At 56.6% G+C, this 13,630-nt stretch carries 11 protein-coding genes; 2 read left to right on the top strand and 9 right to left on the bottom strand.

Annotation, left to right across the window (positions count from 1 at the left end; translation table 11 throughout):
• Window positions 1–61: 61 nt before the first annotated feature.
• Both AACY13_RS11085 and AACY13_RS11080 read right to left on the bottom strand, forming a co-directional pair.
• Window positions 62–559 carry a hypothetical protein gene (locus AACY13_RS11085; RefSeq protein ID WP_339461470.1) on the bottom strand — a complete coding sequence of 166 codons (498 nt, stop codon included), beginning with the start codon at window positions 557–559 and terminating at the stop codon, window positions 62–64.
• Window positions 560–1,062: 503 nt separating this feature from the next.
• Window positions 1,063–1,746, bottom strand: a complete 684-nt coding sequence (locus tag AACY13_RS11080) for a DUF1214 domain-containing protein (protein ID WP_339461468.1) — start codon at window positions 1,744–1,746, stop codon at window positions 1,063–1,065.
• 1 nt (window position 1,747) lies between these two features.
• Between AACY13_RS11080 and AACY13_RS11075 the strand changes: the two genes are divergently transcribed.
• Together AACY13_RS11075 and AACY13_RS11070 are read left to right on the top strand one after the other, a co-directional pair.
• Window positions 1,748–2,065, top strand: coding sequence for a hypothetical protein (locus AACY13_RS11075; protein ID WP_339461467.1), 318 nt, complete (start codon window positions 1,748–1,750; stop codon window positions 2,063–2,065).
• A 191-nt stretch (window positions 2,066–2,256) separates the two neighbouring features.
• Window positions 2,257–3,762 carry a DUF1254 domain-containing protein gene (locus AACY13_RS11070; protein ID WP_339461465.1) on the top strand — a complete coding sequence of 502 codons (1,506 nt, stop codon included), beginning with the start codon at window positions 2,257–2,259 and terminating at the stop codon, window positions 3,760–3,762.
• 352 nt (window positions 3,763–4,114) lie between these two features.
• Here AACY13_RS11070 and AACY13_RS11065 read toward each other — a convergent pair whose 3' ends face one another.
• The 7 genes from AACY13_RS11065 to AACY13_RS11035 form a co-directional block, all read right to left on the bottom strand.
• Entirely contained in the window at window positions 4,115–5,137 is a 1,023-nt protein-coding gene (locus tag AACY13_RS11065; RefSeq protein ID WP_339461464.1) for an HAD family hydrolase, read from the bottom strand.
• A gap of 137 nt (window positions 5,138–5,274) precedes the next feature.
• Window positions 5,275–6,795, bottom strand: a complete 1,521-nt coding sequence (locus tag AACY13_RS11060) for a DUF1254 domain-containing protein (protein WP_339461462.1) — start codon at window positions 6,793–6,795, stop codon at window positions 5,275–5,277.
• A 348-nt stretch (window positions 6,796–7,143) separates the two neighbouring features.
• The gene (locus AACY13_RS11055; RefSeq protein ID WP_339461460.1) at window positions 7,144–8,607 is read right to left on the bottom strand and encodes a DUF1254 domain-containing protein; all 1,464 of its coding nucleotides are present in this window, start codon (window positions 8,605–8,607) and stop codon (window positions 7,144–7,146) included.
• A gap of 94 nt (window positions 8,608–8,701) precedes the next feature.
• Window positions 8,702–10,225, bottom strand: coding sequence for a DUF1254 domain-containing protein (locus tag AACY13_RS11050; RefSeq protein ID WP_339461458.1), 1,524 nt, complete (start codon window positions 10,223–10,225; stop codon window positions 8,702–8,704).
• Window positions 10,226–10,457: 232 nt separating this feature from the next.
• Window positions 10,458–11,117, bottom strand: coding sequence for a DUF3313 domain-containing protein (locus AACY13_RS11045; protein WP_339461456.1), 660 nt, complete (start codon window positions 11,115–11,117; stop codon window positions 10,458–10,460).
• A gap of 95 nt (window positions 11,118–11,212) precedes the next feature.
• A complete protein-coding gene (locus tag AACY13_RS11040; protein ID WP_339461454.1) occupies window positions 11,213–12,016 on the bottom strand; it encodes a transporter in 804 nt (267 codons plus the stop codon).
• 69 nt (window positions 12,017–12,085) lie between these two features.
• Entirely contained in the window at window positions 12,086–13,381 is a 1,296-nt protein-coding gene (locus tag AACY13_RS11035; RefSeq protein WP_339461453.1) for an OmpP1/FadL family transporter, read from the bottom strand.
• Window positions 13,382–13,630: the final 249 nt, after the last annotated feature.

Below are 13,630 nucleotides of genomic sequence, written 5' to 3'. Positions count from 1 at the left end.
TAGCGAAACAGCTGCAGATCCGGCGGAAAAATACGGAGCAGATGGCCTGCTCGGCGCGTGGCTAAACGCGAGTGCCTGGGGTGCCGCGAGCGTTCTTTTTCTGCAGAATCAGCGACGCTTCGTTGTAGGCATGCTGAAAGGCGTCGCCGCCGATCCACTCCACTGCCCTGTCTTCGTCTTCATCGTGGAAGATCCCGCGGTAGGTGATCAGCAGGCCCATCATAAAGTCGGTGGCCGCGTCCTCCGCCTCCTCGGCGACCACCAGCTCCAGCACCGGGTATTGCAGGAACACCAGGCACATCGCCAGCAGGCTGATGCCCTCGCCGACTTTCATCGCCTGGAACAGATCATCGAAGTGCGCCGGGTCGAAACCGTTCTCTTCGATGTCCTTGAAGTCGAAGGTGCTCAGGTCGATTTCGACATCATCGAACGGCTCGTTGATCAGCGGATTGGCCAGCAGCGGATGGACGACATTGGCCTTGGCCTTGCCCGAACGGTTCTGCTTGGCCTTGGCTTTGGCCCGCTGGGCGCGTTTTTGCTGTTTATCTGCGGAGGCCATGGAGGCGAGTTCCTTGTGCGATGCAGCCATATCTATGGCCCAGGGTAATCGGGCGCATAGTGTATTCACTCCTGGCCGGGTTTGGCGGGCGGAGGGGATTATCCTGCTATAAACGTCCGTTTTCGACCCACAGTGGCCGATAGCTGCCCTTAGTTTCTAGGCGATTAGGTGCAACTCACTTCTTTTCCTTACCGATGCTCGGAAAGCGTTAGTCGGCTTTTCGCATGGAAGGAGTCTGATTATCGTAGGCAACGAACGCCGGCAATCACTGACCGGAATGCTCGCTGGCAAGTGCTCCTCGTAAGTTTGGCATCCTTGAAGCCGCAGTGCGGCCACGGCACCATCTTGTCCGCCTATAACGGTACGACCGTCCTCGCCTGCTACTTCACGGGTGGAAAGACAGTCTTCCAATCCTTCTTCATGTCGATGACGACCCAGTCATTGGCGGGCGCCGCATTGAGCGCCTTGTCGAGACCTCCGATCGTGCAATGCTGTGCTTTGCCTTATTGCACCTTGAGGAGGTCGGGTTCCTTCCAGCTGCCATTGAGGGCGGCTTCTGCCGGCCAGTAAAGGCGCATATAGGCGGCAAACGGTCCCTTCGGTGCGGGCAGCCAGTTCGATTCCTTGTCCTTACCGGGCGATTCGTTCTGGATGTAGATCGTGAGTCCGCCATCTGCATCTTTCTTCTGTTCGGCAGCATGGGGGAGTGATGAGGTAGCGGTTGATCGGATTGGCCACCAGCAGACTCTGCGGCAGCTTATACATCTCAGCGACCAGAAGGCCTTGACCGGCGGGTACTCGCCTTTAGCGAAATGCATCGTGTAGCGATTGGCTCCGTTAAGTGCCTCTCCTTCGCTGTCAACGCGATAGGCTGGGTACATGGCTTCTTCTTTGGCGTTGCCGTAGATTCCAAGTGTTCCGAGCCAGCGGTACAAGTAGTTGTCTTTTAAAAATTCGCGGCTTCCAAAGAGATCAGCGGCGGTAATCTTCCCTGCGGCGAATTCTTTCATGCCAGCGTCATGAGCCTTCAGGGCATCAGCGCGACCCTGCTCAATGGCGGACTTCATTTCAGGCGACAACTTGGAGGGGTCGAAGGTCTTGCCACCCTCAATACCGATCTTGGCGAAGCGTTCCCTCAGGGCCGCTTCGCTCGGCACCGTCGGGCTGTAGCCCAGCACGAAGTTCATGATGTTGAAGAACTCCAGAGAAGTCCTCTGCTCCTCCTTGCTCGGTGGCTTGATGAAATCCACGACCGGCGCAGCGGGAGGTGGTGTTGTACCCAGGAATGCGGACAGCGCCTGCACCTTCCCTTGGAAGTTGGAGGCGGCTCTTCGGAACTTTGTTGGCTACAACAACAACGAGCGCTACCACGAAGCGCTCGGAAACGTCACGCCCGCGGATGTCTACTTCGGAAGGCGGTACGAAGTGCTCACCGAGCGATCGAAGATCAAACGCAGGACGATGGAGCGAAGGAAGAAGGAGTACCTGGCCGCGAAGGCGGCTTAGGCCGGAAACAAAAACTGTCTCCTAGCGAAGAGCGATTGTTGTCCGAAAAAACCTAGACGACCTGCACTTTACTGATTCATCCTTGAACACGCGTTACTACTTCTGCCTGTGGCAGTTTCCACGAGAACAGTGTTCTCAAACCATCAGAATACTCCGCGCTAGGACAACTCCATGCACACAAGGACGACCCCATGAAATCTGCAATACTCTGCTCAGTTTTACTTGCCGCAGTCGCCGTACCGGCAGTGGCCGAGCCTCCCAAGTTAAAAATGACCACAGAAATTCCGCAGTCGATCACCACGCCGGACAAGGTGGAGACTTCCATCGGTAACCTCGAGTTCTTCGACGGCGTGCCCTCACAGCAGACAGTACAAACTCTGTACGACAACCTGGATAGCATGCGCGGCGTGCAGACTTTTCTCGCCGGTTACCCGGCCGCCTCCGCCTATGCCCTGTACGAAGGTCCAAAGGCGATAGGCGCCGACAGGCCCAACAAAATCCAGATCTTTAAACAGATGATGGATTCGAAAACATTGTTACTGACGGGTAATACGTCGACGCTCTATGCGCTCACCACTTTGGATCTGAAGACAGACGGTCCCACCGTAATCGAATTGCCGCCGGGCATGCTCGGCATGCTCGACAGCGCCTGGTTCAAATTTATCGGTAACTTCGGTGCCGCCGGGCAGGATAAAGGCAAGGGTGGTAAATACCTTGTGCTCCCGCCGGGCTACAAAGGCGACGTGCCTGACGGCTACTTCGTAGTGAAAGCCCCCACCTACCGCAACTGGGTATTTCTGCGCGGCTCCATCGCCAAGGGTATGGAAGCAGCAGTCGAGAATATCGAAAAAAACCTCAAGGTCTACCCACTGGCCAAGGCCGGCAATCCGCCCGCGACCGAATTTATCAACGCATCCGGCAAGGTGGCAAATTTCATTCCCGCCAATGATTTCACCTTCTTTGAACAGCTGAATGCTGTGGTCCAGTACGAACCCATCGAATCTCTGGAACCGGAGACCCGCGGCCTTTTCGCTTCAGTCGGCATCATCAAGGACAAGCCGTTCGAGCCAGACGCGCGCATGAAGAAACTGCTCACCGAAGCCGTCGCCATCGGCAACGCCACCGCCCGCGCCATCACCTTCTACCCCCGTAACCCGGGCAACTACATCTACGGCGAGGACAGCGGCTGGCTGATGGGTTATGCGGACAAGAACACCACATTTACCTACGACGGCGCCTACGATATAGACGCCGCGACCCTGTTCCATTACAACGCCATCGGTGTCACCCCGGCAATGGCGCTCACCCGCCCCGGCGTTGGCTCCGACTACGGCCTTCTCAGTACCGACTCTGAAAAGCGCGCGCTGGATGGCTCCAAAACCTACCGCCTGACCCTGCCGCCTAATGTGCCGGTCAAGGATTTCTGGGCAGTGACCATCTACGACACCCAGACCCGCTCGCAGCTGCAGACCGATGAGCAGTTTCCCACCCTCGGCAGCCAGACGGAGGGCATGCAGAAGAATGCCGACGGCTCCTACGATATCTACTTCGCGCCCAAGCCACCCAAGGGTAAAGAGGGCAACTGGCTACAGACGATCCCCGGCAAGAGCTGGTTGATATTGCTGCGCATGTACGGCCCGGAGCAGGCGTGGATTGATAAGACCTGGCGGCCAGGGGAAGTCGAACTGGTGGAGTGACCCGGCACAATTTGCTTGCTCTGGTCAGAAATTAGCTGGCTCGCTGTGATCAGCGAGCCAGTTTTTATAGGGAAGTGTTTTATGGGGAGCTTTTAAAGCGCCCGGCAAGCGGCCGCTTCTGGCTGACTTCTGCCGGTCATGACAGGCAGGAGTCGGCCAAAAGCATCCAGTCACGTCAGGTTACTTTCGACCAGATGCTGCCTGTCGCAGAGGCGGGTGGACAAGTAAACGTTGTCCACCCTACAGATCTGCCGAGATCGCGTAGGCTGCGAAGCATTTCCCTCCGTGAAGATGCTCAGGCTAATTGCTACGCAGCATCATGAGCCCAAGGTGGGACGATCGTCCTCGCCTGCTACTTCACGGGTGAAAAGACAGTCTTCCAATCCTTCTTCATGTCGATGACGACCCAGCCATTGGCGGGAGCCGCATTGAGCGCCTTGTCGAGAGCGCCGATCGATGACTGGCGATCGTAGGCATATTCACGCGCTTCGTCGGTATGGTGAACGATCGCGCCCAGCCGTGGACCATCGCCCGCCGTCGTCCATTGCAGCATCTGCAGGTCGCCGTCGGAATTTCCGAACGCGGCGATCGGACGCTGGCCGATATGGAGATTGATCCCCACCGGCTTTCCGCCCTCGTCGTTGATAAACCCCAGTTCCGGCAGGCGCAACAGACTCGGCTTGCCGTCGATTATCTCGAACTTGGTCTTGAGGTTTGAGCCAACGACGTTGGGCGGCGCAATACCATAGACCTGCTGCGTCCATGGGCGCATAAACTCAACGCCGCCGCCTGACACCAGATAGGTGCTGAAGCCGTTGGCCCGCATGTAGTCGAGCAATTCGAGCATGGGCTGATAGGCAAGATCGGTATATTTGCGTTTGAAGCGAGGGTGTTCGGCCTCTGCGATCCATTGCGTCACGATGATCTCGAACTCGGCGGGTGTCATGCCAGCGTGAGTCACTGCCATCAGTTCGAGAAGGCCGTCGTAACCTGACGCCAATAGCGTCTTCGTGTCGCCCTCGATCGCGGCCTTGAGCGCAGGGTTCTTAAGCCATTCCGGGTGCTCTGGTGCCAGCGCTTTCACCCGATCGAGCGAGAAAGCTACCTGGGTGTACATAGGCTGCTCAACCCAGAGCGTCCCGTCATTGTCGAATACCGCGATGCGATTTTCCGGGCTGACGAAATCCTTGCTTGCGGGGTCAGTCACCTTTTCCACGAAGGAAGTTATCGCCTGCTTCGTCGCGCCGTCGTTCCAGGACGCCAGCGGCTCGCTATGGGTCGCAGCAACGGCCGGCAATACGGTCGCCAATGCCAACAGGCCGGCAACTGCAGTTGCGGCCATGCCGCGACGGATACTTGGGATCATTTCGAGCATGTGTGGTCTCCATCAGCCGGGGTAGACCCACATCATTGGGTCAACCCTCGGGACATTTATCGAGATAGCTTGATACAGGTCAAAAACGGGCTGCTCTCTAAAGGAAGGCGGCCCGCTTGGTCAACGATCTAATACGGTTACTCGACCGCCTCGATCTCGCCCGGCCGCCAGGTCTTGTTGATCCACGGCTCCAGCGGTCCGTACATGCGTAGGATCACGAACCAACTTTTGCCCGGCACTGTCGCCAACCAATTACCCTCTTTTCCCGCCGGCGCTTTCGGCGCGAAATAGAGATCGTAGGAGCCGTCAGCATTCTTCTTGATGCCCTCAGACTGGCTGCCGACAGTCGGGAATCGCTGACTGGTCTGCAGTTGCGAGCGTGTCTGGGTGTCATAGATGGTGACGGCCCAGAAGTCATTCACCGGCACATTCGGCGGGAGGTGCAATTTGTAGGTTTTGCTGCCGTCAAACGGCTGTTTGTTGGCATCCACGACCGCCAGTGCATAGTCAGAGCCCGCGCCCGCATGGGTGGTGGCCATTGCCGGGGTTACGCCACCGGCATTGAAGTAGTAAAGCGCACGAGCATCCAGGTTCATGGTGCCGTCGGCCTCAAAACTGGTGTTCTTGTTGGCAAACGCCGTAGACCAGATGCTCTTGGGGTCGTCCGGGTAGATATTCACACCGGCGATGCGGGGATGGTAGGTGATGACCCGTGCCGTGGCCGCACCGAGCGTGGCGGCTTCGGTCAGCAGCTTCTTCATGCGCGCGTCGGGCTTGAACGGCTGGCCCTTGACGATGCCGATGGCAGCCAGCTCACCACGTACATCAGGGCTGATAGCGTCGATCGGTTCCTGCTGGACGATGTCGCTAAGGTACTCGAAATAGCTGAAATCGCTGGGAAGGATGGTGTTGAAAGCCTTCATGGAGACGTTTACAAATTCGGTCGGTGCCGGCTTGTTGGCTTCTTTTAGCGGATAGACTTTCAGACCTGACGTGATGTTCTTGACCGCCGGCTCCAGCCCATCTTTGATCGAGCCGCGCAGGAACAGAAAGTTGCGGTTGGTCGAAGGCTTGAGTAAGAAATACCCGTCGGGCACTTCACCTGCATATCCCGGTGGCAACACTAGGTATTTACCACCCTTGCCCTTGTCCGGCCCGGTGACGCCCATGTTGCCGGCGAAGCGCTGCCAGGCATCATTGAGGAAGCCGAGCATGCCGGGTGGTATTTCGATCACAGTCGGGCCGTCTTTGGCCAGGTCGGTGTAGGTATAGGCGTAGAGCGTCGAGGTGTTGGCCGTGACCACCAGGGTCTGCGAATCCATCAGCCCTTCGAAAACAGCGACCTTGTTGGCACCCTGGGCACCGGCACCGTCCAAGCCCTTGCGCACGCTGTACATCGACACGGCGCCCAGATTGTCCAAAAACACGTCGGTCCCGCGCATCCGGTCGAGATTGTCATAGACGTTTTCGACGGTCGCGGCGTTGGCCGGCACGCCGTCGAAGAACTCCAGCTTGCCGATTGATGTATCGACCTTGTCGGGGATGGAAATCGATTTCAGGGTGTCAGGAGATACTTGGGCCTGTGCGACCTGGATACCCGGCAAGGCCAGCATGGTTGCCAAGGCAAGGGCATTGAATGGATAGAAATTCTGTTTCACGAGGTGCTCCTTAGGTGCGCCATCAAGCAGGGTTGATTAGGAAAATAAAGTGGTCGCAGATCGACCACCCCTAAATACCCTGCGTTCATGCGATTGAGTCGGTAGTACTGGCTGGTTTATTCAGCCAGTACGATCTCGCGTTCCGGCTTACGGGTTTCTTTTTGTCGGTGGCACCGGGAATACTCAGTCGCCATCAATGAAATTGTCCAAGTTGACGACGATGGCGTTTCGCGCCATGACTGTCATGGGCAGCGTGGAAAATGTGAAATGGATGCAATTGCGCTCCGAAGAGTCGATTGATTCATTACATTTTCCTCTGGGTGAAAAATGGGCTGTGACGCGGCATGCTTATTTAGCCACCACGATACCCGGCGGCGTCCACGTGCCTTTTCCAACCGGAAGGACCGACAGCGCTTCGGTGGCCGGCTTCGGCCAGTACAGGCGCATGACCAAGTAAGCGGTGTCATTCGGTGCCGGCAACCAATTTGCTTCCTTGTCCTTACCTGGCGAATCCTTCTGGATATAGATCGTCAGCGATCCGTCGGCATTCTTCTTCATCTGCGAGGCCATCGCCGTATTGACCAGATAGCGGTTGATCGGGTTTTCGACCATCAATTGGGACTTGCCGTAATACATGGTCACCGACCAGAACGCGTTCACGGGTGGCATTTGCCCCGCGGCGAAGGTGAGCGTGTAATTGTGCTTACTGGTATCGATGGTGTTGCCGTTGACATCCAGACGGCCCAATGGATAAACGGCCTCGGCAGCATCGTTGCCGTAGATGCCCGCCTTAGCGGTGGCGGCACGCATCACCCAGTCGCCGTTGTAATGGTCTCGATCACCTGGCAACGAGCCAAGCTGCCAGCCATTGGCGTCGGTCATGCCGGAGGCCAGATAGGTGTCGACCTTCTTGTCTCCAGCTTTCATCGCCTCGACCATCGCTTGCTGGAGTTCGGGTGACAGGCTCTGGATGTCGAATTTCTTGCCGGGAGCGATATCGATCGAGGCCAGCTTTTTACGGATGTCCTTGTCCTCATCCGCTTCGGGAACGTATTCAAGCGCAGCGCCGAGATAGGTCCAGAAATTCGCCTTGATTCCGGCCGTGGTCGCCGGGAGGAAACCGGGATCCGCCGCCGCAACCGGTACCGGTTGGCCCAAGAATGCCGACAGTGGCTCAGCTTTGTACTGGGCCTGGATCTTCTCCACATTGGGCATGTCCGCAGGGTCAATCAACTGGGTACGGAATGCTGCGAGGCTGAACGGGGTGAGTGACTGGAAGACCTTGTCGATACCCGCTGGCTTTTCACCTGTCCAATCGGGTCCGACGATCATGTAATTGCCGGCTTTGTTGCCGGTGGCACGACTGCCAATGTAGCCGTAGTTGTAGGTGTGGCCGTCGGCCAGCATCACCGAGTAGTAACGGTCCTCAGACACCGCCGGCACCGAGATCACAATGGGCTCGGCACGCAGATCCAGCCACAGGAAAGAATAGGGTGTATCACTGTTGGCGGTAACAACTGCGGTGTCCTTGTAGGTGAACACCCGCGCTAGGTTTTTGATTTGGTTGAACGGCGCTTTGAACTGGCTTGAGTTCGGATCGACCGCGTATTCATTCATGATCGCGTAGTTCATCACCAGCGGTAGGCCATAGATGTAACCTTCTTCGGCGATGGCCCGCAGCTCGGTGGGTGTGACGTTGCTAACTTGAGCGTCCGCCGCTATCGCCTGCTCATGCTTGCCTCCAGCCAGAGAGGCGACCACTGCAAGGGCTACTGACCCAAAAAAACGTCCTGTGTTTCTCATGTTTCGCATCCTTTCAAAAAAGCCTTACCGCATCAGGCCTCCAGTTGCAGATGCGAACCGACTCATGTGAGACGGCCCGCATCGTTCATTCACCGGAGTCGCGTCATTCCACTAATTCGATTTCGCTCGGACGCCAGGTCTTGTCAAACCATGCTTCTTCTGGCCCGTAAAGCCGCAGAGCCGTGCTCCAGCCCTTGCCGGGAACGGTCTGCACCCAGTTGGCCTCGTGGCCCTTGGGCGCGGTCGGGCCGAACCAGATATCAACCGAGCCGTCGGGGTTCGTCACGATCCCCTTCTTTTCGCTGCTGATGCTCGGATACTGCTGGTCGGTCTGCAGCATGGAGCGGGTCTGGTTGTCGTAAACCACAAACGACCAGAAATCCTTGGCCGGAACGTTCGGCGGCAGGTGGATCTTGTAGGTCTTGCTGCCATCCATAGGCTTGCCGTCGGAATCAACGAAAGCAAGCGCGTACTGCGAGCCTTTGCCGAGAATTTTCAACGACATCGCCGGGGTAACGCCGGTGGCGTAAAAGAGCATGTGGACCAGGGCATCGGTATTGTCCACGCCTGGCTGGGACTGGAATTTGTAATTATCGCCTACGAAACCCTGGACCCAGGCGCTGCCGGGGTAGTACGCGATGTCTTCGGGATACTTGAACACCAACGCGCGCGCAGTGGCATCGCCGACCGCCGCCGCTTCAGTGAGGATCTTTTTCATCCGCTCATCGGGGTTGAATTCCTTGCCCTTCTCGATGCCCAGCGCGGCAAGCTGACCCAAGATGGCCGGATTGAAGGCTTCATTGGGCTCGTACTGGACGATGTTGTTGATGTCCTCGTAGAACTTAAAGGTACCGGCACCGATGGTGTTGAAGTGCTTGCCGGAAGCATTGATAAACTTCATCGGCGGCGGGTTGGCCGCGTCCTTCAGGCTATAGATCTTGGCGTGTTTCTTGGTCGCTGCCACGGCCGAGGCCGTACTGCCGTCCTTGATGAAGCCGCGCCAGAACACCAGGTGACCGTAAGTCTTGGTGTGGTAGACGAAATAGCCTTCCGGTATGTCGCCCTTGTAGCCGGGCGGCACCAGCAGGAATTTACCGCCCTGACCCTTGTCGGGCCCGACCCGACCGAAATCTGCCACGTAATGGAACCAGTGGTCGTCGATGAGGCCGAGCACGTCTGGCGGCGTCTCCAACACGACCGGACCATCCTTCACGTCCACCCACATTACGCTGTAGATGCTTTCGGTATTGGGGGTGAGGAAGAGCGACTTGGAATCCATCAGGTCTTCGAAGAGCGCCACGGTCTGGTTGTTGTCCACGCCGATGCTGGCCAGGCCCTGGCGAAGGCCCTCGGTCGAGCTGCCTCCGGTCGCACTGAGGAAGACGCTCACGCCACGCTGGAAGGCGAGGTTGTCATAAACCTTCTGCACCGTCTCGTCGCTCGGGAAACCGTCATTGAACGTGAGTGTGCCAATGCGCGACTCCACGGTATCGGGCGTGGTGATTTCCGCTGGGATCGGCGTGGTCATTTTCATCTTCGGCACGTCTTGCGCCGCTGCCATACCTGCTGCCAGCGCACAGGTAAACGCAGTAGCCAATACGGGCATGGTTTTCATCTTAATCTTCATGATCTGTTCCTTTAATCAATAGCTCCGGCTGACTGCTCAGCATGCATTGAACCCTGCAAACCGGATTTTTTAGTGACACCGCCAGAACAAATAAGCGTTACATATGCCTTCGGGATGATAGTCAGCCAGAACTAGGTGACTATTTCGGGTCATCCCTAGGGGCGGTTAATCACTGTTTGATACCCCTTCGCTAGCCTGATAAAGCTCACCGGGCTGGCGACAGGGCTGACGCTCACTTAAATGTCAGTACGTCTTGGGTTAGGCCGTCGATCACCGACTTCAAATCATCTGCAGTTATCGTCTGCTTGTCGTTGCTCAGGGTTTTACCAAAGCCCTTACGCACTACGCGCAAAACGGGTTTGCCTGTAGAGGAGTCGATGATTTCGCCCTCTAAATACAGCTCGGTGTTCTGATCACGCTCACCGGCAGCTGTCATGGCACCTGCAAACACCAAAGCAACCGGAATGATTTCGTATGGCTTGAGCCCTTCGGTACTGGCATTGACGCCGGTAATGGCACCACGAAACTCCAAGGTGCGGGGGCCAGCGCCGAAACCTACTGGTTTCAAACGGCTGAACATGGCTGAGGACAAGCGTTTATTGGTGTATGCCAAAAGATCTTGCAAGGTCTGCTGGCTGAGACGATCAGTCGGCTGCGGCTCGGGGTAAAAGCGAACCGGTTGGAAGATGATCTTGTCATAGTTAGCCACATCAAACGCAGGGTCTACCCAGCGCAATACTTTGTTGCCACTCGCCGTTTTAGTCGCGGTCAAACCCTCATAGCTGGAAAGAAAGCCCGAGTACTGAGATTGGCTGACGGTCTTGGTGGTACAGCCGCTTAGCGCCACAACCGCCGTCAAAAGACCGCCTAACATCATTGTTTTTGCTTTCATTGATAAAGCTCCATGTGGCTGAACAGATGTTTTTAAAAAGAGTGAATCGATGATTGGCCGCACCAGGTGCTGCCTGCGCTCATGCCGGCACTGCGTTAACGCGGGAACAGCAAGGTGATGGCTGCGCGGAACCCCCAACCGTCGGCCCCGTTTTCAGTGCTGTCGAGCCAGTAACGTGGGCCCAATTGAATGCTCAACGGTTGACCACCCAGCTTGAGCAATTGGGTGACGGTCAGGTTGACCGGCACCGACCATTCTTTGGCCTGCCAGTCATAGGAGGATTCGGTGTTAATGCCAAAGGTGGTGTACGTGGAGGTGGTGTACGACAGGAAGGGCTGCAGGAAACTGGCATTGATCTTTTCTCGGCCATCGGCCGGGCTACCCTCAAGTGACCACAGGTGGTTTGCCAAGGCTCCGTAGGTCCACCCGTTGGCTTGTTTCAACGCAACGGCTGTCGGGCCGGCGGCCCATTGGTCGTTGGTCAATAGGTCATCACTGCCTGTCGGCATCAGAAAGACAGGACCCGCGCCCCAGATCCAACCGCTCTCGGTTTTTGCTTTAGGCGAGAAAAAAAGACTCTGGGTTATGTCACCGAGCCCCGACTTATCCGCCAGGCCATTCGGCGCCAGGCTGCGCTGATCAATCACGGGCAAAATGGTACGTGAGATCAAGTTCCAGTCTTCGTTGATGGAAAACGGTAACACCGGCTGGATATTGGTGACTGCCTGGATGCCGTCGTTGGTTGGCCCCATGTGCTGGTTCCAGTTGAACTGAATAGGCAGGCTGTAGAGCGCGGCTATCGGGTTTTGGGCTTTTTGCGCAAGGTCAGCCGTGTCATCCGCCATACCTGTGCCGGCCCATACACAAAGGCTTGCCGCCACAAGTCCCGTATATTTCATGACTTCTATTCCTTTTAACCGTTAGTCTGCTGTTTTTTAGCAGGTGTAATGCCGCTCCGAGGACGAATGTCAGAAGCGCCAGGTCGCGTTGACGCTTACAGCCTGTATCCACGCGTCTTCGATCTCGCCGGAGACGCGTTTGGGGTCGTTACGGGGTAATTGCTTCTGTTGGTCGATTTCCATGTCGCCCATCCACACCAAGGCATAGCTCAGATTCACATCGGTCTGCGGGTCCAGTGCATAAGTCAGGCCCGTACCGAAACGCCAGGTCGAGCCCAGCGGCATAGTAAAGGTGCGATCTTCATCGCTGACTGGCGAGCTGTCATAACCCACACCCAGGTTCCACAGTAGCTGTTTGCTGGCCTGGTACTGGGTACCCAGGGAGAGATGCCAGGTGTCTTTGAAGTTGGCATCGGCCGTAGCCGACACCGGGTTGCCGCTGTCTATTTGCACACCGACGTGACCAAATCGCGACCAGTCTTGCCAGTTGGCGCTGGCCAAAACGGCCCACTGCTCATTTAGCGCGTGATAAAGGCTAAGGGTGAGTGTTTGCGGCACATTCATGGTGAGCGTGGTGTCAGCACCAATAATGCCGGCGGCTTGCAGCCCGTTGTTGATCAATGGGCTAAGCCCTTCTGGTGACAACGCATCTTCGAATTCCAGCTCGATTTCACTGGCGTAATTCAAGCCGATTCGTGTGCCCTGCCAGGGTTGGTAGATCACCCCAAGATTGGCGCCAAAACCCCAGTCGTTGCTTTTATACGTCATCGTGCCATCGGGGTTGTTACGCAGATCGAGCGGGGTGTTATCAATGGCGAGCTGCGACTCGAGCATGGCGTACATCGCACGCAGACCGAGTCCCAACGACCATTGATCGTTAAATCGATAAGCCACACTAGGCTGCAGGGTCAGGCCCAGCAGTGCATCATTTTGAGTGAAGTAACGCCCCGACCAGTCGTTTTCATAATCGATGGCCAAACCAAAGTCGCCATAACTGGCAAAGCCTACATGCCAGTTTTCGTCGAGCTCATGAGAGACGAACAAGCTGCCGCCCGGTGCCCACTCCATCAAAGTACCGCTGTCTCTGCCGGGCACATTGCTGTTGCTGTCCTGAGTGAACTCCAAGTTGCTGTGCAGTAACTGCAAGCCACCGACGATCTGGGTACCGGGCAGGTAACTCATACCTGCCACGTTGCTGGCTAACGTGCCGGGGTTCTGCGCCCGTGCAGCCGCACCGGCATTAGCCAGACCCGCGTTGTCGTTAGCCACTTCGTACATGAACAGGCCACCGGCCATAAGCGGCGCACTTGCCAAGGCTCCAACGAGAATACCGAGCTGACCGCCGCGGACGAATGACTTGTGCATTTCAGAGTACCTTTCCGAATCACTACTTGGCGTAGTCATTGTCGTTTTATGCTAGACAAAGATATGGTCTCGCCTAGCAATAAGTACAAGGAATATACGTGCCTCGTTGACAGCGCGCTATAGATACAGCGAAACGATATTTTCGCCTGCGCCCCTCTAACCGAGTTGTCTAACACTGGTAGCCTGTGCGCCCGGGCAGCGATGTACTGGAAGTTCACGCTTTAAATATCACTGAAGCGGACTAGCTTT

The sequence above is a fragment of the Pseudomonas sp. EA_105y_Pfl2_R69 genome (assembly GCF_963970915.1).
In the GTDB taxonomy this organism is placed as follows: domain Bacteria; phylum Pseudomonadota; class Gammaproteobacteria; order Pseudomonadales; family Pseudomonadaceae; genus Aquipseudomonas.
Note: the sequence above shows the minus strand (reverse complement) of the source record. Positions and strands in the feature narration are given on the sequence as shown.

Coding starts and splice junctions, on each gene's coding strand:
- AACY13_RS11085 (WP_339461470.1), bottom strand. CDS start 559: ATGGCCTCCGCAGATAAACAGCAAAAACGCGCCCAGCGGGCCAAAGCC.
- AACY13_RS11080 (WP_339461468.1), bottom strand. CDS start 1,746: ATGAACTTCGTGCTGGGCTACAGCCCGACGGTGCCGAGCGAAGCGGCC.
- AACY13_RS11075 (WP_339461467.1), top strand. CDS start 1,748: ATGTTGAAGAACTCCAGAGAAGTCCTCTGCTCCTCCTTGCTCGGTGGC.
- AACY13_RS11070 (WP_339461465.1), top strand. CDS start 2,257: ATGAAATCTGCAATACTCTGCTCAGTTTTACTTGCCGCAGTCGCCGTA.
- AACY13_RS11065 (WP_339461464.1), bottom strand. CDS start 5,137: ATGCTCGAAATGATCCCAAGTATCCGTCGCGGCATGGCCGCAACTGCA.
- AACY13_RS11055 (WP_339461460.1), bottom strand. CDS start 8,607: ATGCGAAACATGAGAAACACAGGACGTTTTTTTGGGTCAGTAGCCCTT.
- AACY13_RS11050 (WP_339461458.1), bottom strand. CDS start 10,225: ATGAAGATTAAGATGAAAACCATGCCCGTATTGGCTACTGCGTTTACC.
- AACY13_RS11045 (WP_339461456.1), bottom strand. CDS start 11,117: ATGAAAGCAAAAACAATGATGTTAGGCGGTCTTTTGACGGCGGTTGTG.
- AACY13_RS11040 (WP_339461454.1), bottom strand. CDS start 12,016: ATGAAATATACGGGACTTGTGGCGGCAAGCCTTTGTGTATGGGCCGGC.
- AACY13_RS11035 (WP_339461453.1), bottom strand. CDS start 13,381: ATGCACAAGTCATTCGTCCGCGGCGGTCAGCTCGGTATTCTCGTTGGA.